We start from the raw sequence: 22,250 nt of genomic DNA, 5'->3' as shown, positions 1-22,250 counted from the left end.
GAAAGGGCGACCGTTACTTTATATTTGGAATAAAGGTCAGTCTGCCCTCTTTGTATCGTACGCCCTTAAATTGAGCCCAAAACGCTTTTAAGGATGTTAATAGTTACGGCAATTTATTTAAGCTTATACTGGGCGATAGATAATTCCAAGGCTGATCGTTTTACTGCAAATATCGAACTCCTATTTCAAATCACTAACGACTTTTGAGCTTAATCAACCATATGATTAATGGGTAGATTGGTCATTAGAATTGACCTGTATTGGATTTTCGTTCCTTTAAAAAAACTAACTGTTTTCTATTTTCCTCACTATTCACATCACAATGTATGCGGCTTAGGCCGATACCCAGGTTTACAATAAAATCACTAATACCATATTTATAGTAAATATCGAATAGTCATTTCTAAAATTGTGTTCATAATTATTTAAATTTGATCATTGATATCAAGAGCGCTAAATGGAGCTTGAAAAGAATTGGGTAAAGAGATTCACCAATAACCCCTTAGGATAATGAGCATCATGGAAATAAACTACAACATAACCACCGATCCAAACTTGCTGGACAAGCAAAATGGAATTACTCCTGAACTTTCGCGCAAGCTGGAGTGGTTTCACAAACTGGCGATAAAAGGAAAAAGATCGAGCGTGCAAAAATTGTTGGATGCCATTGAACGCTATCCCAATAATCCGCAGTTGAAAAATTATCTATCCGTACTGTACGGCCAACTGAACGATACCAAGAAGATGCACGAGACCAATAAGTGGATTATGGCGGAACACCCCAATTATTTATTTGGAAAGTTAAACCTGGCAAACGAATATTTCTTCAAAGAAGAATATCATAAAATGCCCGAAGTTTTAGGCACCAACATGGAGCTACAATCGCTCTATCCAGACCGCGACACCTTTCATTTAAACGAGGTAATTTCATATTACAAATGCGCCATCCTTTATTATTCCGCCATTGGTGATATTGAGCAAGCCGAAATTAGATTCGATATAATGCAAGAACTGTCACCCGATTCTGAAGATACCGAAATGGCATGGAGACACATTTATGCCGCCACAATGAAAGCAGCCCAAGAACGTTTTGAAGAGGAAGAAAAAACTAAAATATTGGTAACAACAAGGTCGCAAGAATTTAATAATACCAAAAGCGCTCCTAATTTTAATCATGAAGAAATAGAGTGGCTTTACAACCATGGACTCTACATCGGCGAAGAGAAACTAAACAAAATACTCTCCCTACCCAAAGAGAGTCTTATCAATGACCTAGAGTTGGTGTTACTCGATAGTATTGCACGCTATGGTTATTTTAAAAAGTTAGCTGAAGAAAACAGATGGGACGAGGAAAAGACGAGTTTTGTAATCCATGCTATTTATCTATTAGGAGAACTGGAGGCAACGGATAGCTTGGAAACCATTTTTGATGTACTGAGCCAGTCCGATGCATATTTCGAGCTCTTTTTAGGTGATTTTCTCACTGTGGCAATTTGGGAACCTATCTACAAAATTGCAGCCAATGATCTGGAAGCATGTAAGGAGTTTATCTATACACCAGGCATCGATACCTATGCGCGTACTACTATCATGGAGGTCTTAGAACAGCTTGCCCTAAACCATCCCGAAAGGCGCGAGGAGGTTTTGAGCTGGTTCAGGGAGGTCATAGAGTTTTTCTTGGACAGCAGCCTAGAGGACAATGTAATTGACAGCGATCTGATTGCCTTGATGATATGCAATTTGATCGATATCAATGGCGCTGAATTAGTGCCGGAAATAAAACAGTTATTTGACCGGGGGTTAGTGTCACAGGGTATTTGTGGGAATTTTAAGGAAGTAAAGAAAGCCTTTGAGCGCCCAGACACCTATGATAAAAGAAGGGAGTTACTCCCCATAGCAGAACGGTATGAAGAAATAACGGCAACCTGGGCTGGGTATAACGAAAAGATAAGTAGTTCGCCAATTGATTACCAGGATTATTTTACCCCGTCCGTAATGCCGGTAAGAGCGGAACCGAAAATTGGACGGAATGAGCCCTGTCCCTGCGGCAGCGGGAAAAAGTATAAAAAATGTTGTTTGTAATAGCTATATTCAATGCTATTGCTTAACTCCTGGTTTTAATTCACTTGGTAAATACCCCATTGTTTTTTTAAAAGCTTTGGTAAAGTGTTGCGGATTGGAATAGCCCACTTCATAGGAGGCTTGTGCTATTGGAATGTTTTCGTGGAGAATTAGGGTTTTGGCTGTTTCCATTCTTAGTTTGGTGATGTATTTAAATATGGTGGTTTTATGAACGATTTTAAAATTGCTTTTCAGCTTGGTCGTATTATATCCAACAACTTCTGAAAGTTCTTTGATGGTCAATTTATTCTTTAAATTTTTTTGAATATGATGAACCACATTCTCTATACTTTTGTATTCGGAAACAGGTAAGCCTAAATCCACATTCATTGGCCTATAATTTTCCCTATTCATTATTAAATCAATCAAAAGCCATCTAGTTTTACATTCTAAATAACTTGCTTTAACGCTATCATCATATGGGCAATCAATAATCCCAACAAGGGAGAATCTTAGCTTTTCAGAAATTGATTTAGTTCTGAGAATAGGGTTGTTATAAGTGGTATTAGATAAGTTATGAAAATAATCGCAAGATGGTATAACCCCCTTTCCAAGTAATCTTTCCAGATAATTCTTTGTGAACAATACTTCCAAGGAAGTGTAATTTTCACCTACAAATTTCTTTTGCCCGGTAGTAATCGTCCATTCGATGGGGAGGTACATATCTGATGGAACTAGAAAAAAGGAACCTCCATTTACATCAAGAAATTCAAAGGCTCCTTCCAAAACAAAATGAAAACCTAAACAAGGTTCCGGATATGCTACTTCCATTATTCGACTTGAAGGTACTTTCAGTTTTCTAATTATAACCGTTAATCCATCCAGTTTAATACCCTCCTGCGCAACTGCTGCAGCATTTTCTTCTTCAGTAATCCTAAAAAAAGTTATTTGGCCGTGATTCGCGACATAGACATTCTTTGTATTTGCAGGATACCCAATTGATTTTAAAAAACCTTCGCTCATTAATTCCTTTTACGTTGGTTAAACTTCCCTTTACGTTATTACTCACTTAAAAGCTATAGTAGCTTTGCAAAGCTATCTATTTAGAATTAATCTTAATAAGAATAATGAGTTAATTAATGAAAATAATACTAACGGTAGTTTTAATGACTACTTCTTTTCTTGTTCTAAGTCAAGATCAATTTGGAGTAATATCTGGCACTGTTATGGATGAACTCGGCAGGCCATTACCTTATGCGAATGTTTTAATAAAAGAGGAAAGAGCCGGGGTTCTTACTGACGATATTGGCGCCTATACCATCAGTAACTTACCCTATGGAGAACACCAAATAGAGGTTTCCTTTATAGGCTACGCTAAGGTTACCAAAATCGTCAAGATTAACAACAGCGGTAAGGATGTTACGGTCAATTTCAACCTACGGCAATCTGTAGAGGAATTAAAAGAGGTTACGGTAAGTGGCCTAAGCAAAGAGACCGAAATCGAAACTCGAGGCTTTGCAGTAAATGCAATAAACACTAAGGAGGCAGGGTTGCGGAACATCCAAACAAATGAAATATTAAATACGACCGTAGGAGTTAAAATTCGACAGAATGGAGGGTTAGGTTCCGAGGTAAAATATAGTTTAAATGGGTTGTCAGGGAATTCTGTACGAATATTTATCGATGGCATTCCTATCTCTACTTATGGTAATTCTTTTAATCTAAATAGCATTCCGCCCTCGATGATCAAGAACATTGAGGTTTATAAAGGAGTGGTCCCTGGCCATTTAGCAGACGATGCCTTAGGAGGCGCAATTAATATTAGACTCATAGATAATGCAAAATCGAATGTCAATGGATCGGTTTCCTATGGATCCTTTAACACCTTTCAAACCGGTATTAATGGTTTATATCGATTCGATAAATCCGGGTTTACCGTAAAGGCATCTTTATTCCATAATTATTCAGATAATGATTATAAAATATCAGGAAGAAGCATTGTAGTTACCGGCTTAGGAGGCGTACAGACACCAATAACAGCAAGGAGATTCAACGATGCTTACAGGTCTACTGGAGGAATGGCTCAAATTGGCTATACCGATGTAAAATGGGCAGATCGATTTTTTATTGGGATTACTGGTTCTAATGATTATAAAGAAGTTCAACATGGAGCATTCGTTACGATAACCCCATACAAGGATAGGTTTCTAGAATCGGACGCGCTGTTAGCAAGCTTAAACTATAAAAAGAAAGACCTTTTTATAAAAGGGATGGATGTGAATGTCAACGGATTGATTGGCAAAAGAAACCGTTCCGTCAACGATACTGTTTCTTGGGCCTATAATTGGAACGGGGACCGGGCAATTGACTTTAGAGGAAATGAATACCAATATACCTGGCGTTCACAACAAGAAGGAGGCCCTACCCTGGCTAAAATCAAAAGAAAAGTTGCTTCCATTAGAACGGGGGTCTCCTACGATTTTAACGCCAATCATAGGGTGTTATTAAACCATGTATATAGCGGAGTTGAAAGGGAAGATAGTGATGCTTCAAAGTCTGTGCTAGAAAATACATTTCAAGGAACAAGAGACCTGTATAAAAACATATTTTCATTTACCTATGAATTAACGGCTTTTCGGGATAAGTTAAAAGCCAGTTTATTTGGAAAACACTATGAACAAAAAACAACTAGCATAGACCCTATTATAACTACAGATAGCAAGGGAAACAAGCAAGTAGTAGATGAAGCGGTAAGCAGTAAGAAAAATCATGATGGGTATGGCTTGGCGGCTTCTTACATCATACGTCCCAAGATCACCTTATTAACGTCGGCAGAAAAAGCAATACGCCTACCGAACGAAACGGAAATCTTTGGCGATGATGGTGATAACGTAGTAGCAAACTCCAGCATAAACCCAGAAAGAAGTAGCAATTACAACTTTGGTTTTAGACTAGGAACTTTCAATATTAAAAAACATGATTTTACCGTTTCTTCAAATGTTTTTACCCGAAACATCAAAGACAGAATTGGACTGCCCATTGAAACTTCCTTAAACATTGACGATGAATTAATCGTATATGTAAACCAAGGCAGTGGCACTTCCAAGGGAATAGACGCACAATTAAATTATTCGTACAACAACAAGTTTAGCCTCAATTTTAATGTATCACGGTTCGATTTAAAAATCGTGAATAAAGGTATCGAAGTAGATGTTCCGAATACCCCATTTTTCACCATGAACGGAGGTTTACGGTATTCCTTTAAAGATTTATTTCAAAAGAAATCTCACCTAAATCTCTTTTACAATATCTATTTCACAGATGATTTTTCATACTTAACATCACAGGGAACAATTACTGTTGGCAACGAATTTTTTGAAGTTCCCCAACAATTGGCGCAAGATATTGGACTTAGTTACACCTTTCCTAATAACAATTTGGTGGTGAGCTTTGATATAAAAAATGTGTTTGATGAATCCGTATATGATAATCTTTCTGTTCAAAAACCAGGAAGGGCTTTTTACTTAAAACTTAATTACGCAATAAATAAATTCTAATCTTTTAAACTAAATAATACTAAAAATGAAACGAACATTCCTAAACCTAAAAACCTTTGCCGCAGTATTGTTCACAGCTAGTCTAATGACCTCCTGTAGCAGTGATGACACCGATATTGTTCCGGATCCGGATACTGGAGAACCGGATACAGAAGAAGCAAGATGGATCACCATTGCAGCTGCCAAAATGGGAGATAATCCAGGAGACGGTAACGGAGGTACTTTAATTTATGCTGTACGTAGTGATGAGGCTAAAGACCCAACAATTTCTATAGCACCATTTCAGAATGGTTTTATAGTTCCATCTAATAGAACAGCAAGATTACAGTCGTCTGAAGATGGAAACACTATTTTTAATATAAGTTACGCAGGCGATACTGGTGGCAACTATACAAAGTATACCGTAGAAGGCGGACAAACTTTTACTCCAACAGGATCTGAGGTAAGTATTGCGCCCTATGTAGGTACTGCTCCAAGATGGATAAAATTGTTTGATGGTGACCAAACGGGAGCCGCTGTTTATGTAAACACAGAAAACCAATTTGATGAAAATGATAATTATACCCGTACCGAAGCTACCATTGGCATAGTAACTTTAGACTTAGTGAATTCTACTATTAAAGAGTTCCAAGAACACAGTGTTGCATTAAGCCCTGAGGAAGAAGCTAACGGATACTATATATCTAGAATAGATATGCCCACTTTAAATGCTGCTGGAGACAAATTATATATTGGTGCACGTTTAAGTAAGGTAGATCCTGCAACCGCTGAAAGCGATAGTGACTATGAAATTTTAGGCTCTAAAACTATCGTATTGGATTACCCATCCTTATTAAATCCAACTGTAATAACTTCTACGGTAGGCCACGGAAATACAAACGGATATAGAAGTATAAATACTTTCCTATATGAAGGAAGTGTTTATCAAGCCAACCAAAATGACCCTGAAGGATCCCACATTTTAAAGATTGATGCTGATAATGAATATGATGATTCTTACGTGTTCAATCTAGATGACGCTTTAGGAGTAGAGGGAGCATATATTTTAGCTTGGAGACCTGCAGCAAACGGTAAGGCGGTATTAGCTTATCGGCATGATGGATCGGAGCAAGGTGTAGCAGGGGCTCAAGGATTTTTTGCATTAGTGGATCTAAACGCAAAAACAGCTACTAAGATTACCGACATTCCTTATGACCCAGATTTTTATTTATTTCAGTACCAGGGATTTGTAGTAGACGGTACCGAGATATACCTTACCCAAGGACCGGTAGGCCAAAACGGGAATATATATGTTGTAGAAACTGAAACTGGTGAAGTAACAAAAGGTGCCCAATTAGTGAACGTCAACGGAAGTCACTTTATCGGGGCATTTTAGTCTAATTAAATATCTAAAAAATATAATTCTTCTATAGAGGGGACCTATCATTATCAATCTAACTATAGATTTATCAACATGCAGGTTCCACTATAGAAGTTAAATTGTCAAAATGAATACACGAACAATACAATCCATCTTAATTGGTGTTTTTGTCTTACTAGCAACTTCGACTACCAAAGCACAAAGAAATTCGGAACAATCCAAAAACCCATTCTTAAATCGGGTTTATTGGGAAGCGAAACCAAGTATCTCTGAAATTGAATCAACTATAAAAAAAGGTCACTCCGTTACTGAAGCAAATAGTGGAGGATTCGATGCTACTACTTTTGCCATTTTTGCAAATAATCCAGTAAGCACCATAGCGTATCTAGTCGCAAATGGCAACGATGTAAATAAACGTACACACGATTCAAGAACCTATATTTTTTGGGCAGCATCTAGTGGCAATTTGGATATTATTAAATTTTTAATCAATAAAGGTGCAAGACTAGATGTAGTAGATTCCCATGGCTATGGTCCAATTTCATTCACTGCAGCGACAGGGCAACAAAATACTGATATCTATGACTACTTTATAGCTAATGGTGCAGATTTAAAGAACGAAAAAGACCATCAAGGTAAGAATGTGCTACTAGTTGCCATTGGAAGAGCTAAAGATTTTAAAATAGTTGATTACCTTATTAAAAAAGGTTTATCTATCAATAGTGTAGATAATTTTGGGAATGGAATTTTCCATTATGCTGCTCAAGGTGGCAACATTAACATTCTTAAACAACTTAAAGAGCGGGGAGTTTCAATTGATAAAAACAATATCACTGATGAAAGTGCTATCTTCTTTGCCAGCAAAGGTCGCGAAGCGTCAATCAATCTTTTCAAGTATTTAGAAAGTTTAGGGATTAATGCCAACGTAACTACCACAAAAGGAGAAAACCCACTTCATAATTTAGCCAAGACTACAGCCGATTTAAGTGTTTATGAATATTTCGTAGCAAAGGGGGTAAACCCGAACGCAATTGACGAGGAAGGAAAAACACCGCTTTTAAATGCAGCGGAGCGAAACAAGCTTGAAGCTGTCCGGTATTTTGCTGAAAAATCAACCGATATTGATCATAAAGATACAAAAGGACAAACGGCCTTGGCAATTGCCATCCAAAACAACAGTGCTGATGTGGTGGATTACCTCATTTCTAAAGGAGCAGATATCCATACACTAAGTAAAGACGGGAATAATGTAGCACATTACCTCTTTAATAGCCGTGGAAAACCCCGTGATTTTGACGCTAAATTAAGTGCACTAGTCAAGAAAGGCTTTGATTTTAAAACAGTTCAAGGCGACGGTAGCACCATTTGGCATTTGGCGGTGGCTAAAAACAATCTTGACCTCATAAAAAAAATAAGTGTTTTTGATGCCGACATTAACACCAAGGATAATAGTGGAAATACTCCCTTGCACTATGCTGCCATGAAAACTGAAGATGCATCTATCTTGAAGTTTTTACTGGCTAAGGGCGCTGATAGTAATTCTACCACAGAATTTGGTGAAACCGCTTATGATCTTGCCAGTGAAAACGAACTTTTGGTCAAAAACAAAATAAAAATCGATTTTTTAAACTAGGGTAAAATGTATAGAAATAGTTTTAGAACAATAAGTATGTTGTTAATAGCATTCATATTTATAATTATGTCCTCTTTTGATAAAGAATCAGAGTTAATTTATAAATGCATGATTCAAATGACCAATTATACTGGTGAAAAGGCTTATGTAGCTGTATCACTAATAAATCCACAAGGCAATTATGAAAAAACCATGTATATACAGGGGGATGATAAAGAATGGTTTCCAGACTTAAAAAATTGGTGGGGATTTACCAGCAGGAACGATGAGAATTTAGATGCTATATCTGGGGCTACTATTGGGAATGGGGAGAGAAACATTATTTCCTTAAGTTTTAAACCCTCACAAATTGATACCGGTTATAAAGTGCGCTTTGAGTCCGCCGTAGAAAATCAAGAATACTATTCGGTAGATGCTGAAGTCGATTTAAATACCGCTACGTTAAGGAACAAGGTAGAGGGAAAGGGCTATATACGGTATATAAGAATGGTGCCTAACAGATAATTATTATGATCATTTCGGTTTGGAGATTTAGCCATTTACTTTTTGCAACTATATCCTCAGCTTTCCTTTTAGTAGCCTCGGTGACTGGAATTGTTCTAGCGATAGAACCTATTTCAAATAAAATGCATTCCTTTCACATTGCTGAGGCGGACACACTCTCTTTGGCCAAAACTTTAGAAAATCTGAATGCAAAACATAAAGAAGTACTAGCTATAAGTAGGGATCGCAACGGTTTTGTAAGTGTTAGCGTTATAGATGAAGGGAAAAAAAAGAAATTTTATATTGACCCCACATCTGGTGAGAAAATTGGGGATATCATTCAAAAGCAAGCTGTTTTTCAATTCGCTACAAACTTACACCGCTCTCTTTTTCTTAAATCAACGGGCCGATTCCTAATTGGACTCGCCTCGTTTTTACTCATACTTATTTCAATTTCTGGTATAGTACTTATTGCAAAGAGGCAAGGAGGATACAAACAATTTTTCGCACCAGTGGTCCGTGAGAATTTTTCGCAGTACCATCATGTTGTCTATGCCAGATTCGCACTAATCCCACTGTTAGTTTTATCCATTACAGGGGTTTACCTTTCCCTTCTACGATTTGATATAATACCTGATCCCCATACTTCATTGGTGGTGAATTTTGATACTATTAAGGAAGATCCCATTAAAGAATATACCGAGTTTGCATTCTTTCAAAATACACCTTTAAAAGAACTGCGCGAATTGGAATATCCATTTTCCGAATTTGTTGAGGATTATTATATCATTCGTCTTAAGAACAAAGAGTTGTACCTGAATCAAGTGACAGGAGAAGTACTTGCGGAAGAGAATATCCACCCTATCCAAATTATTTCATCCTGGGCAACTGTCCTGCATACTGGAGAAGGAAGTATTCTATGGTCCATTGTGCTTGGCCTAGGAAGCCTGGCAATTCCCTTTCTAACTATCACAGGGTTTATTGTATACTTTAAACGACCCAAAACGAAAATTAGAAATAAACTTTCCAAAGATGAAAGTAATTATGTAATTCTTGTCGGGACTGAAGGAGGTACAACCCTTCAATATGGGAAAGAACTGCATGATAAATTATTAGCTAATGGATTGAAAAGCCATTTAGCGCTAATGAACGAATATTCGTACTATAAAAAGATGGAGCATCTGATTATAATAACAGCAACGTATGGGCAAGGTGAAGCGCCAGCAACAGCAAATAAGTTTATAGAACTGATTCAAAAAAAACAACAAAAACAAGCTTTTAACTTTAGCGTGGTTGGTTTCGGTTCTACGGCTTATCCCAACTATTGTCATTTTGCTTATGAGTCGCATAAAGCCTTACTTACGGTGAATAATAGTACCACAAAGCAAGACGTGTTTACCGTGAATGACCAATCATTTGAAGCTTTCACTGAATGGTGTCATAAATGGTCGGAAACAATTGGGGTTAGTATTAAACTTGAAAAACCAAAATTGAAATTGAATACCGTTCCTCCCTCTACTTTTAAGATCATTGGCAAACAAGAACTTAAAAAGGACAACACCTTTTTACTAAGCTTTCAAAATTTGAACGGTACAAAATCCAAATCAGGAGATTTGCTATCTGTAATCCCTACTGAGGGAGCTCAAGAACGTTTGTATTCAATTGGAAAATTAGATAAAGACACCTTGGTTGTCAGTATACGCAGACATGAAAAAGGGCTGTGTTCAAATTTCTTGTATCGACTAAAACAAGGAGAAAAACTCTCTGCGAGGGTAATCAGCAACAAAAATTTTCATTTTCCTGAAAAGGCTAAAAAATGTATTTTAATTGCTACAGGAACAGGTATAGGCCCATTTTTAGGGATGATAAATGAAAATATTAAAAAGAGGGAGCTTCACTTGTATTGGGGAGCGAGGACTTCTGACTCATTTAATCTGTATAGGAATTATATTGAAAACGCAAAAGAAGAAGGCAAATTAACCAGTTTCAACCCAGCTTATTCCCGTAATCCGATGGAGAAACTATATGTTCAACATTTGATAAAACACGACCATGAACTATTCGTTGAGGTGTTAAAAAAGAAAGGCTGCATTATGATCTGCGGGTCTATTGCCATGCAGAAAGCAATCCTACAAGAATTACAAGAACTATGTAATGAACATTTAAATAAAGACCTTAGCCATTTCCAAAACAAAAATCAGATCAAGATGGATTGTTATTGATGCTAACCAAAAAAATAAGTAGCCTTCATTTACGGGGTATTACAATTTAAATCGGCACAGCATAATTATGTTTTATAACTCCCATTACAAATGTACTTTGAGCACTCCCAATATTTTTAATGGAACCTAACTCATTGAGTACAAAATCTTGATAATGTTTCATATCCCTAACCATCACCTTCAATCTAAAATCATAATCCCCCGAAATATTATAGCACTCACAAACATACTTGGAAACCATAATCTCCTCCACAAATTGATGACCTATTTCTTTAGTATGCTCTTTTAAAGCAATATCACAAAAGACGATAAGTCCTTTTCCAACTTTTTCGGCTTCCACCACTGCCACATATTGTTTGATTACTCCCTCCCTTTCCAAACGTTTGATTCTTTCATACACAGGAGTGGGTGATAGATTAACCTGTTGCGCAATTTCTTTTGTGGTTAATTTCCCACTTTCTTGAAGCAATTCTAATAACTTTAAATCAATTTGGTCTAAATCGGACATAGTTAAATTTTCTTTTCATGCATTAAATCAAAACAAATAAAAGATGTTTTACCTAATAAACAAACACTAAAAAAGTAATATATCTTATTTAAATCATAATCGTAATTAATTCATCTTTTATTATAAGATTTGTAGGAAATAAAAACTATCTGGTTAAGATGAAAGCGATCATATTAGAAGATTCAAGAATAAACGAAAAGAACGGTTTAGAGAACACTCAGGATGATTTAACATTCACACTAAAGAGTATAAATTTCGATGAGAACTATATACCGTCCAACAGTACACGTACAACAACCAACTTTGCCAACCTGGCAAGAGGCGAAAGTCGTCAGGAAAATTTGCGTAATGCGATTAATATGATTAACAATCGTTTTAACAGCTTGGCTAACTGGGATAATCCTAATAACAATCGCTATTCGGTTGAATTAGAAATTGTCTCTGTTGATTTAGATCTTGATAGTAGCGGTAGAACATTTCCGTTAATTGAGATTTTAAAAACGCATATTATAGATCATAAAACAGGCAAACACATTGAAGGTATTGTAGGTAATAACTTTTCTTCTTATGTGCGCGATTATGATTTTAGCGTCCAGCTTTTAGAGCATAATAAGGACAAGGACCACTTTAGTATTCCGGAAGGTTTTGGGGAATTACACGGTAATTTATTTAAGTGTTTTGTAAAATCAGAGAGTTACAAAAAACACTTTATGAAACCACCTGTTATATGTTTGAGCGTATCAGAAAATAGAACGTATCACCGTACAGGAAACCATCATCCTATATTAGGTTTTGAATACCGATCGGACAAATCTTCTTTAACAGTACAATACTTCAAAAAAATGGGTTTACAGGTTCGTTATTTTATGCCATCAAATAGCGTTGCACCTTTTGCGTTTTATTTCTTTGGCGATTTACTAGCTGACTATTCCAACCTCGAATTGATAAGTACCATTAGTACCATGGAAACCTTCCAAAAGATTTATAGGCCTGAAATTTACAATGCCAATTCTGTAGCAGGAGCGCGCTATCAGCCTAGTTTAAAAAACCGAGACTATTCAACAACCAAAATTATATACAACCGGGAAGAGCGCGCCCAGTTAGGAATTGAGCAAGGTAAATTTACAGAAAAGCATTTCATTAAGCCGTACAAAAGTGCCCTAGAACAGTGGTCTGCTAATTTCACTCTTTAATAAATACAACACATTAAAATAATTCTATTATGAAGAAGTTATTACCCACCTCCACCGTTGGAAGTTTACCCAAACCTGCTTGGCTTGCACCTCCAGAAAAACTTTGGTCACCTTGGAAATTAGAAGGCAATCAGTTACTTGAAGGAAAGCAAGATGCATTGCGCGTTTCTTTGCACGAACAACAATTGGCTGGGGTTGATATAATAAGTGACGGTGAGCAAACACGTCAACATTTTGTAACTACTTTTATTGAGCATTTAAGTGGTGTGGATTTTAAGAATCGTAAAACTGTAAAAATCCGTGACCGATATGATGCGAGTGTTCCAGTTGTTGTGGATGAGGTTGCACGCCAAAAAGCAGTTTTTGTTGAGGATGCTAAATTTTTACGTAAACAGACAGACAAGCCTATAAAATGGGCATTGCCAGGACCGATGACAATGGTAGATACGTTGTACGATGACCATTACAAAAGCCGAGAAAAGTTGGCGTGGGAATTTGCTAAAATACTCAATGAAGAAGCAAGAGAACTTCAAGATGCAGGGATTGATATTATCCAGTTTGATGAACCAGCATTTAATGTTTTCTTTGAGGAAGTAAACGATTGGGGAATGGCAACCTTAGAAAGGGCCATTGAAGGTTTACACTGCGAAACGGCAATACATATTTGCTATGGCTATGGAATAAAAGCTAATAATGATTGGAAAAAGACATTGGGTTCTGAATGGCGTCAATACGAAGAAATTTTCCCTAAAATTCAAAATTCTAATTTAGATATAGTGTCATTAGAATGTCATAACTCCTGTGTTCCTTTTAATTTGATTGAACTAGTTCGTGGTAAAAAAGTAATGGTAGGTGCCATTGATGTGGCAACCAACAGAATTGAAACACCTGAAGAAGTAGCTATTACGCTACGTAAAGCGCTAGAATTTGTAGATGTCGAAAATCTTTACCCTAGTACAAACTGCGGTATGGCTCCGTTATCCCGAAAAATAGCAAGCGGTAAGTTAAGTTCTTTAAGCGCAGGAGCAGAAATTATACGCAAAGAACTTGGGCTTTAGCAAATCTATTAATTCAAAAATGGTTTCCATATTTGACGCTTCTTAGTTTAATGGTTTTTTTTCATCAAATGGAGCACTGCAAACGAATAAATCTATCAATTATTTAATTTACGTATGGACATATATATTCTCTACTATCTCGCTGCAGGTACTTTAGCTGGCTTACTTGCAGGCTTGTTTGGTATTGGTGGCGGTATGATAATTGTACCAGCATTAATTTACATTTTTAAAGCACAAGGCGTTCCAGAAGCTGCGCTTACCCATGTTGGTATTGGTACATCTCTTGCAACTATTATTATTACGTCCATTAGTTCACTTCGTGCACACAATAGTAAAGATGCCGTAAATTGGAGTGTATGGAAACGTATGGCACCGGGATTGGTAATGGGTTCATTGATTGGTGCCGGAGTTGCATCTGTTATTCATGGTAACTCACTTCAGGCAACAATTGGTGTAGGTGCCTTTTTGGTAGGATTAAAAATGTTATTTATGAAAAACAAAGCATTGGAAGAAAACAACTTTAGCAAACTACCATCGCCTGTTGGGCAAACTAGTTTGGGAGGTTTTATCGGTATTGTTTCTGCTATTTTTGGTATTGGCGGAGGTACATTAACCGTTCCGATATTGAGTTATTATGGATTAAAAATTCAGCATGCAGTGGGTACATCGGCTGCCTGTGGCTTACCTATCGCTGCTGCTGGCGCTATTGGATTTCTTGTCTTTGGCCAATTGGTTGATACTAGTGTAAAAGAGGCATTGCCTAATGGTGTCTTAGGTTTTGTACATATGTATGCTTTTATATGTGTGAGTTTAGCTAGCTTTTTCGCCGCACCTATCGGTGCAAAACTTGCACATAAATTACCTGCAGCAACATTGAAAAAAGCATTCGCAGTATTGTTGTTAATTGTGGGGCTTAAATTAGTGTTGGATTCTAATGTTTTTATAATTGCCATGCTCAAGTGATAAGTGTAACTGGCCAAGTTGATTTTAATTTTTTGAATATAATTCTTAACTGTCAGATTTTATCGTGGTTACTTCAAATAAGAAGACACAATTCGCTAAACCAATTGTAGTCTCTGAAATTCTTCTCTCATAGCGGGCCTGTTCTTGTATTTTTGAAGTAAGGATTCCTTTAATTCTTTAGCAGCTAAAAGCCCACCCTTCACACCTGCCATCTTTTTTAAATAGCGCACCAAGGCTTTATATTCATTTCTACCGGTATTAGTAGCTTCAATTTCGATGGCTGATTTATAAAAGCCCAATAATTCTTCCGAATATTCAGGGTCCAGTAGATGGGTGAATTCCATGATCATGTAAATATTGTTTGATCCCCCGACAAGCTGGAGCAGTTCTAAGGTCATTCCTTCCTCTATGAAAATCTGGGCCAAATCGTTCGGTGGTATTCCCTGATAATAGCGCTGTTGGCGTTTTTTCAACTCAGTAATCAAGCGATTTCGTTCAAATTCCCAGTCGCCAAGGGGAATGGTTTGCTTAAAACACCTGTAATACGCAATCTCTGAAGTGTTCTCTACAAACAGTTCTCTGGCAAGATTACGATATTGGGTATCATCTCCCAACTGCTTATACACTTCAAGCAATTGCACTTTCCAATCATGAATTGTACCCGCCTCATTTTCTTGACCTGCAATTTGAATTCCCTCAAGGATTAACCCTTTAGCCTGATTATAATCATTATCGGCGAGGGCATTATCCACCCGAATTTGGCGGAATTTACTATAATTCAAATACGCGTCAATTATAGTATCAGCTTCCTCGGTTTTTCCTTCGGATTGCAAAAGGTCAATCCTTTTCAATAAATATTCTTGTAAGTAATACTTTTTACTCCAACCTTCCGAATCGGCCAGTTCCTTGATTTTAAGGTCCAGAAATTGATGGGCCTTATTCCGGTGGTTCAATACGATGGCAGTTTCAAAAAATAGCGTTTCTAAATGATCTCCTACACCGTAATCATTATAATCGGAGTTCTGTACTTGTTTATGTAGCCATTCAAAAATAATGTTCTGTAAGGCATTTGATTCATTTGTGTTCAGGATGTTTCCAATCATTTCAAAAGATTCCGCTATGGCACTACCGCATTGCCCCGAGGAATCGTCCATGTATTGAATGGCTTTGACACCTTCCATGGCGATGGCAGCTACAATGGAAAAGGCTTCGCTAAAATTTCCCTTCCCATAATAATCCTCGGCTAGGATAAGATAATGATCAACATCACGCATGGCTTTGTAACTATGGCGATAATCAATATACCCCCCATATTCATAGTCCTCAAAAATCCCATTAACCTGGTATTGGTAGTACCCAATAGTTTCCCGATGGTCTATAGCTTCCGGCTTTGAAAAGGTTGAAACGAAGTGCCGTCTGAACGCTTCATTTTGACTTCCATAGTCACGCACAAAGCTCCTTAGATCCTCAGCACTAGTAGTTTCTAGTAAGTATTCCCAATTTTGTGGATTTGGTTGTTGCTGCGTTATTTGGGTAACGGTTTGTTCGTCCATTATTGCAATGGCTACTGCGGCGACATGTTTACAAATGACCCCGTCGTAAGGGCAATCACAATAGTAACTACGGACGCCACCTTCACCATCAGCTTCGATTTTTACCTTGTAGTTTCCGTAGTTGCCTAAAACCTTTGCCGACCAGGCACCCTTACTTTTCTCCTGTAATTTTAATACATGGCCATCTTCGAAGTATTCTTGGCCACGGCCAAATATAACACTGGGTATTTTGTTTAAAAAATCATCCATTCCAGATCCAATTTGTTACTTAACAAATATAGAATAACCGTTTTATTGTTAAAACAGAAAGATGATCTTTTGAGGATCAATACGATCCGTTTTACAGATTGTTGAATTCTCGAGATCCAATAGGCGAAATTCATCACCTTTTACCCTATCGGTAAAAATGTCTTTCCTGGACCGATTTCTCATCTTGGATGAAGCACTGGATTTGCCAACAAGTTCTTTTCATAGATATTTTCTTGCCAATACACCAACCTGTTGAAAGTAGATGTTAAGAGCGAAATAAGGGAAATATATGGCAGTTAAATGTTAATTGAAAATAGCTGTTCTCCCCTCACTTTTATATCCATGAAACGTCTATGGGTAAAATTGCAGTCTAAATATCATTTTGGACAATGGTCTTCAGCATCGTTTTTCTGGTACGATTATCAATATTTCTGACAGCTATACCCAATGCTTTTCGCGTCCCCACAAATATGGCCATTCTTTTGGCCCTTGTAAGTGCGGTATAGATAAGGTTTTGATAAAGCATATTAAAATGCTGCAACACCACTGGAATAATTACCGCGTCGAACTCACTACCCTGTGATTTATGGATGGTAATGGCATAGGCCAAATCCAAGTCTAACACATCTTGTTTTTCGTAGTGTACCTGCCGTATATTTTCACCTGTTTTATAGGTGATCTCTAAAGCATTGGATAGGCTATCAATTGCCGTTATGTACCCAATATCGCCATTAAAAACTTCGAGGTCGTAGTTATTTCTTCGCTGAATCACCCTATCTCCGGCACGGAATGTACGGTCGCCAACTTTTAAACTTGCAATTCCTTCTTTTTCTGGATTAGCGGTTGCCTGTACCAATTGATTCAGATTACGCGCTCCCATACTTCCAACCGTCATGGGAGTCAGTATCTGCACCTCCGTATGCTCTCCCAAGCGCTCTTTTATTGTTTTTGTATAGAGCCTTACCACCATTTCCGAGGCGGTAAATCCATAATTAATACTGGACCAAGGATGAATCTTTTTCACAATCCCTTTTAAGGCTTCCGCATTGGATTCCGACCGCAATAGCGATTCAATATTGGTGTGCAAGAATTTATTAGGAATATTAAAAATATACGAGCGAACTCCAGTGTTTTTTAACCTTTCTATTTCCTCTTTACTGGTAGGATTAATGTAAATATCCTTCTCCTGGGTGATGGTTTTATACCTATCATCCGATTCCTCATCTCCCTGCTCCCGTAGAAAAGCTAAACCTTCATTATCTATCAAATACCGCATTGACTTTCTTATTTTCTTAATGAAAAGCGTTTGCTCCTTGGTCGCTTCTTCCGAATCTATAAAAAGACAATCCACTTTTTTATTCCAGATATCCGGCATATGGATGGGCGATTCTATGCGGGGAATTTTACGCTGAATTATTCCGTGGGCAAATTTTATTATTTGGCTTTCGCTGGCCTGTCTGAACACCTTTTTTAGATTAAAAACCGGCACTTCTTCACTTTCTATCAAATCTTTCAACACATTACCGGCTCCTACCGAGGGTAATTGATTGGAGTCGCCAATAAGCAGTAGCTGTACTGAAAGAGGGGTTGCTTTTAAAAGGGATGCCATTATGGAAATATCGAGCATAGAGCTCTCGTCAATAATGACAAAATCCGTATCCAGTTGATCTTCCTCGTTTTTCTTGAATTGTCCTGTGTGTGGTTGCCAGACCAGTAATCGATGTATGGTTTGTGCTTCCTCCCCTATTACTTCACTCATTCGCTGCGCTGCTCTACCTGTAGGTGCTGCAAGGGTCACTCTTTTCTTCATCGCCAACAGTAATTTCACCAAAGCTTTGGTAGTGGTCGTTTTTCCACATCCCGGTCCGCCAGTTAAAATTGAAAAGGGATGTTGGCAAATTCCGTAAACGGCATCAAACTGTTCTTCGCTCAAGGGAAACTCTTGAAGTTTATTAAAGCGCTTCAACCAATTTTTAACTCTTTCTGTATCGATGACCACCTCATTCTTAAGAAAAGACTTCACAATTTTTGCAGTGTGCAACTCATCAAAATACAAGGACTTGGAGTAATAGCACTTCACCGCTAGTTCTCCTTCTTGCTTTAACCGAACTTTTAAATCGTTATTCTTTTCCATTTGGCGTACTACCTCCTGGCACAAATCGGAAAAATCCTCCTTTAAGAGGGTTTTGACCTCTTTTTGAATATTCTCCAACTCTAGGTAGCAATGGCCTTGTTCCCTTGCAGCGGAAAGTACATGGCTCACTGCTGCTTGCATTCGTTTGGGGCTGTTCTTTGCAATCCCCATACTCAATGCTATTTTATCGGCAGAAAAGAAACCAATACCATAAATATCCTTTGATAATTGGTAAGGATTATTTTCCACGATTTTGATGGCATCATTCCCATAGGTTTTAAAAATCTTGACCGCAAATAAGGTACTTACACCATATTCCTGCAGAAACAGCATTACATTGCGGATCTCTCTATGTTCCGTCCAAGAGGATTCTATTTGTGCCAGCTTTGTTTGCGCTATTCCGGGAACTTCCTTCAAACGTTCAATATCACTTTCAAAAACATCCAGGGTATCTTTTCCGAAATGCTTTACGATCCGTTTGGCAATTTTAGGTCCCACTCCATAGATTAGACCAGAACCAATATATTTTTCCAAGGCCGATGCACTGGAAGGTTTTCGCTCAAAGGTGCTATGCGATTTAAATTGTTCCCCATACTTGGCGTGTTGCACCCATTCTCCCTCAAACTCCATGGTGGCCCCGGCAAATACATTTGCCTGATGCACTGTTACTGTTTTCAGTTCATGGGGTTTGCCAATAGGGCTAACCCGCAAGACAGTCCAGCCGTTTTCCCTGTTGTGATAGGTAACTCGTTGTATGACCCCTATAAGTTTTTCCATGTTTGACCTATATTGTACACAATCCTGCCAAAAATAAGCATTGTATCAGGGAAATTGAGTGAAAAACAAAATCAACCAAATCTTAAGATCCCTTCAATGGGCATCCAATATCAATATATTCAAACACCAGGATATCCGGATAAATATCCGTAGTCTTTTATCTCGACAAATTACTATTTAGTTTTTTCAAGATACCTAATAGTAATTTTCTAAGAGCAAAAACACAAAATAGGTTACAGTTTCTTTTGCCATGGACTTAGTAGGTCGATAGATAATTCCAATGCTGATTGTTTTACTGCAAATATCGAACTCCTATTTCAATTTACACACAACTTTTGAACTTGATCCATTTCGGCGGAAACACAAAATATTTCAGAGCCTTTAGCCTTAGGTAAATAACAAATAAAACCCCGTAAATTGAGTATATACGGGGTTCTCCATTTCAGGATACTGATTTTTAGAATTGAAATCCATACTGAACTTTCAATCCAAAAGCTAGGGTCCGTAACTCCTCTACATATTGGCCCGGGAGTACATCCCTCCTAGCAGTGATTAAACTTCCAAATGAATAAGCCGTCGGATTTTGATTATTATACTCAACAATCCTTTCCTTTGAAAGACCAGGCTTTATATCCTTTAGCCCATAGTCCAAAAACAGCCCCAAATAAAGGGATCGTTTATTTTCCAAGATTAGTTTTGCCCCGCTCTCTAGATGTGCTAAAACGTTGGTCTTCAAGGCTAGATTTGAATTAGAATTTTTCACACGACCAAATTCGCCAAATCCGGAAAATTTAGGCTCGGTCAATTCAGCATCATATTGCTCATAATAGCCACTGGTTTTTAAGGAAGTGGACAAGCTTTGATAATCCGAAGCTAAAACAAAACCTGTCTTAACACCAGCAACCGCATAGAACCGAGTCTTACCCAGAGATTCATATTGAATCTGGAAGGGAATGTTCAAGAAATATACTTCTTGGCTTTCAGAAAAACTATCAGCTCGATACCGAAATTCGAACTCCTCACCTTCGGAATCCTGACTCATATAAGCCCCTTGAATTTTGGACCTAGAAAAAGCTCCTTTCATATATTGTAATTCAGCACCCGTTCCTAGACTCCAATTTTCAGAAAAATAGTAGGCATACATACTTCCTATTCCAAAGCCGTTTTCCAATTTACTTTTCTGTTCAAGCGCTTCATATCCTAATTTGGAAAAAGAACCATGAAGGTTAAATGAGACTTCATTATTGGATTGTGCCAAAACATGCCCACTTATACCACCTAGCACAAGTACTATTACAGGCATTATAATTATATTCTTTATGGCTATTTTAAAAGTATTAGTTTTCATAGTTATATTTATCATCAACGTAATTATAGAGAAACACGGACACCTCCTACTTTATAATAAATTTGAGTGTTCTATTAATGTTCATAGACCTAACCTTCAATATATACACCCCCATTTGAAGGTTATAGGGCAGATTTATATTGGTTCTCTTGCTATTTGGTTTAATTTCCTTGATTAGCATGCCGTTCAAATTATATATTGAAAGCTGCATTGATTCGAGCTCTTTATCTGGAAAATCGGCAACAAACTCCATCGTACCTCCAGAATTTACTGGGTTTGGAGCCAAGGATACATTTAAAGTTTCCTTTAACTGGATCGAAAACGTACAGGTTTTTAAGACATCCCCATTTTCGGTTTCCATCTCTACATGATATGAGCTCTTCGCATCCAATAGATCCAACGCATTTTCCCCTGCAGAATAATATTGGCCACTACCAATTTCAAGTCCATTTTTATACCAACGATAATCTACAAATTTGTAACCACCATTGGTGCTCGGGTTATTATTAACCAGTAATACATTATTAAATTTTTGAACTACAATGTCCTCAAAATTGAAGTTCTTCTCCACCATAATATTATATTGCTTGCTTAAAAGTCCATCTCCCGAAGTCACTACCACCGTTTCTCTGTAAATTCCAGGTACTGGTGCATTGATGGTGAAGATCTTGTCCCGATCCATTGTTGAACCTTGAATCTGTTCAAGTTGAATTTGCACCTTATCATCAGAATTCCCGCAGCCAATTAAGTAATAAATATCCTCAGAAGGATTGGAGTAAAAAGTTCCATTAATAACCGCGGTTTTTAAGCCAGCCTCACTACCAAATACCTTCAGGGTCCTTTTCACAGGATCGGCAGCTTCGTAATTTTCGTTACCTGGCTGCGAAGCCGTGATGACGATTTGCCCACCTCTTAGAATTTTCACAAACCCATTGACCCCAACAGTAGCTGCCGGATTTTCTGTCTTATAGGTATAAGAATATTTTATAGGTAGACTAGAGGTTGATATTGCACTCAACTGAAAATCTTCAGCTGTTAGTTGATAACGTGCTTCAATTTCCTCAAATGTGATACTTTGTGATGCTTTATTAATTACCATACTGGCTGTTAGTACCCGGTCGTTATGGTTATCCTGGCTTACCGTGGCAGCA

15 protein-coding genes are annotated in these 22,250 nt (G+C 37.6%); 9 read left to right on the top strand and 6 right to left on the bottom strand.

Annotated elements, in window-relative coordinates:
• Positions 1 to 510 precede the first annotated feature (510 nt).
• Positions 511 to 2,082 carry a DUF1186 domain-containing protein gene (locus F1E73_RS18065; protein ID WP_191089020.1) on the top strand — a complete coding sequence of 524 codons (1,572 nt, stop codon included), beginning with the start codon at positions 511 to 513 and terminating at the stop codon, positions 2,080 to 2,082.
• A 15-nt stretch (positions 2,083 to 2,097) separates the two neighbouring features.
• Here the strand turns inward: F1E73_RS18065 and F1E73_RS14085 are convergent, their stop codons facing one another.
• Positions 2,098 to 3,084, bottom strand: a complete 987-nt coding sequence (locus F1E73_RS14085) for a helix-turn-helix domain-containing protein (protein ID WP_150452266.1) — start codon at positions 3,082 to 3,084, stop codon at positions 2,098 to 2,100.
• A 116-nt stretch (positions 3,085 to 3,200) separates the two neighbouring features.
• On the opposite strand from F1E73_RS14085, the gene F1E73_RS14080 reads away from it, so the two are divergent.
• From F1E73_RS14080 to F1E73_RS14060, 5 genes are all read left to right on the top strand, one after another.
• A complete protein-coding gene (locus tag F1E73_RS14080; protein ID WP_150452265.1) occupies positions 3,201 to 5,618 on the top strand; it encodes a TonB-dependent receptor in 2,418 nt (805 codons plus the stop codon).
• Positions 5,619 to 5,643: 25 nt separating this feature from the next.
• On the top strand, positions 5,644 to 6,993 hold the full coding sequence (locus F1E73_RS14075) for a hypothetical protein (protein WP_150452264.1): 1,350 nt from the start codon (positions 5,644 to 5,646) through the stop codon (positions 6,991 to 6,993).
• Between the two features lie 112 nt (positions 6,994 to 7,105).
• The gene (locus tag F1E73_RS14070; RefSeq protein ID WP_150452263.1) at positions 7,106 to 8,611 is read left to right on the top strand and encodes an ankyrin repeat domain-containing protein; all 1,506 of its coding nucleotides are present in this window, start codon (positions 7,106 to 7,108) and stop codon (positions 8,609 to 8,611) included.
• A 108-nt stretch (positions 8,612 to 8,719) separates the two neighbouring features.
• Positions 8,720 to 9,115 (top strand): DUF2271 domain-containing protein, encoded by a 396-nt coding sequence (locus tag F1E73_RS14065; protein WP_262714305.1) that lies wholly within the window; start codon positions 8,720 to 8,722, stop codon positions 9,113 to 9,115.
• A 5-nt stretch (positions 9,116 to 9,120) separates the two neighbouring features.
• Positions 9,121 to 11,316 carry a PepSY domain-containing protein gene (locus F1E73_RS14060; protein WP_150452262.1) on the top strand — a complete coding sequence of 732 codons (2,196 nt, stop codon included), beginning with the start codon at positions 9,121 to 9,123 and terminating at the stop codon, positions 11,314 to 11,316.
• A 46-nt stretch (positions 11,317 to 11,362) separates the two neighbouring features.
• Here F1E73_RS14060 and F1E73_RS14055 read toward each other — a convergent pair whose 3' ends face one another.
• On the bottom strand, positions 11,363 to 11,824 hold the full coding sequence (locus tag F1E73_RS14055) for an Lrp/AsnC family transcriptional regulator (RefSeq protein WP_086478374.1): 462 nt from the start codon (positions 11,822 to 11,824) through the stop codon (positions 11,363 to 11,365).
• A gap of 158 nt (positions 11,825 to 11,982) precedes the next feature.
• Here F1E73_RS14055 and F1E73_RS14050 point away from each other — a divergent pair, with 158 nt between their 5' ends.
• From F1E73_RS14050 to F1E73_RS14040, 3 genes are all read left to right on the top strand, one after another.
• Positions 11,983 to 13,017: a DUF1852 domain-containing protein gene (locus F1E73_RS14050; RefSeq protein WP_086478373.1), complete on the top strand. Its 1,035-nt coding sequence runs from the start codon at positions 11,983 to 11,985 to the stop codon at positions 13,015 to 13,017.
• Positions 13,018 to 13,046: 29 nt separating this feature from the next.
• Positions 13,047 to 14,075 (top strand): methionine synthase, encoded by a 1,029-nt coding sequence (locus F1E73_RS14045; protein WP_086478372.1) that lies wholly within the window; start codon positions 13,047 to 13,049, stop codon positions 14,073 to 14,075.
• A gap of 114 nt (positions 14,076 to 14,189) precedes the next feature.
• Positions 14,190 to 15,038 (top strand): sulfite exporter TauE/SafE family protein, encoded by an 849-nt coding sequence (locus F1E73_RS14040; RefSeq protein ID WP_150452261.1) that lies wholly within the window; start codon positions 14,190 to 14,192, stop codon positions 15,036 to 15,038.
• A gap of 95 nt (positions 15,039 to 15,133) precedes the next feature.
• On the opposite strand, the gene F1E73_RS14035 is transcribed toward F1E73_RS14040, so the two are convergent.
• From F1E73_RS14035 to F1E73_RS14020, 4 genes are all read right to left on the bottom strand, one after another.
• Positions 15,134 to 16,840 (bottom strand): SWIM zinc finger family protein, encoded by a 1,707-nt coding sequence (locus F1E73_RS14035; RefSeq protein ID WP_150452260.1) that lies wholly within the window; start codon positions 16,838 to 16,840, stop codon positions 15,134 to 15,136.
• A gap of 370 nt (positions 16,841 to 17,210) precedes the next feature.
• The gene (recD2, locus tag F1E73_RS14030) at positions 17,211 to 19,751 is read right to left on the bottom strand and encodes an SF1B family DNA helicase RecD2 (protein ID WP_150452259.1); all 2,541 of its coding nucleotides are present in this window, start codon (positions 19,749 to 19,751) and stop codon (positions 17,211 to 17,213) included.
• 457 nt (positions 19,752 to 20,208) lie between these two features.
• On the bottom strand, positions 20,209 to 21,099 hold the full coding sequence (locus F1E73_RS14025; protein WP_150452258.1) for a hypothetical protein: 891 nt from the start codon (positions 21,097 to 21,099) through the stop codon (positions 20,209 to 20,211).
• A 46-nt stretch (positions 21,100 to 21,145) separates the two neighbouring features.
• Positions 21,146 to 22,250: T9SS type A sorting domain-containing protein (locus tag F1E73_RS14020; RefSeq protein ID WP_150452257.1), on the bottom strand; the 1,105-nt coding region annotated here is incomplete at its 5' end.

It is taken from the genome of Arenibacter lacus, from assembly GCF_008711145.1.
Taxonomy (GTDB): domain Bacteria; phylum Bacteroidota; class Bacteroidia; order Flavobacteriales; family Flavobacteriaceae; genus Arenibacter; species Arenibacter amylolyticus.
Note: the sequence above shows the minus strand (reverse complement) of the source record. Positions and strands in the feature narration are given on the sequence as shown.

What these genes read in the sequence shown, in the direction of transcription:
- F1E73_RS18065 (WP_191089020.1), top strand. Translation starts at nt 511, where the DNA reads ATGAGCATCATGGAAATAAACTACAACATAACCACCGATCCAAACTTG.
- F1E73_RS14085 (WP_150452266.1), bottom strand. Translation starts at nt 3,084, where the DNA reads ATGAGCGAAGGTTTTTTAAAATCAATTGGGTATCCTGCAAATACAAAG.
- F1E73_RS14080 (WP_150452265.1), top strand. Translation starts at nt 3,201, where the DNA reads ATGAAAATAATACTAACGGTAGTTTTAATGACTACTTCTTTTCTTGTT.
- F1E73_RS14075 (WP_150452264.1), top strand. Translation starts at nt 5,644, where the DNA reads ATGAAACGAACATTCCTAAACCTAAAAACCTTTGCCGCAGTATTGTTC.
- F1E73_RS14070 (WP_150452263.1), top strand. Translation starts at nt 7,106, where the DNA reads ATGAATACACGAACAATACAATCCATCTTAATTGGTGTTTTTGTCTTA.
- F1E73_RS14065 (WP_262714305.1), top strand. Translation starts at nt 8,720, where the DNA reads ATGATTCAAATGACCAATTATACTGGTGAAAAGGCTTATGTAGCTGTA.
- F1E73_RS14060 (WP_150452262.1), top strand. Translation starts at nt 9,121, where the DNA reads ATGATCATTTCGGTTTGGAGATTTAGCCATTTACTTTTTGCAACTATA.
- F1E73_RS14055 (WP_086478374.1), bottom strand. Translation starts at nt 11,824, where the DNA reads ATGTCCGATTTAGACCAAATTGATTTAAAGTTATTAGAATTGCTTCAA.
- F1E73_RS14050 (WP_086478373.1), top strand. Translation starts at nt 11,983, where the DNA reads ATGAAAGCGATCATATTAGAAGATTCAAGAATAAACGAAAAGAACGGT.
- F1E73_RS14045 (WP_086478372.1), top strand. Translation starts at nt 13,047, where the DNA reads ATGAAGAAGTTATTACCCACCTCCACCGTTGGAAGTTTACCCAAACCT.
- F1E73_RS14040 (WP_150452261.1), top strand. Translation starts at nt 14,190, where the DNA reads ATGGACATATATATTCTCTACTATCTCGCTGCAGGTACTTTAGCTGGC.
- F1E73_RS14035 (WP_150452260.1), bottom strand. Translation starts at nt 16,840, where the DNA reads ATGGATGATTTTTTAAACAAAATACCCAGTGTTATATTTGGCCGTGGC.
- recD2 (WP_150452259.1), bottom strand. Translation starts at nt 19,751, where the DNA reads ATGGAAAAACTTATAGGGGTCATACAACGAGTTACCTATCACAACAGG.
- F1E73_RS14025 (WP_150452258.1), bottom strand. Translation starts at nt 21,099, where the DNA reads ATGAAAACTAATACTTTTAAAATAGCCATAAAGAATATAATTATAATG.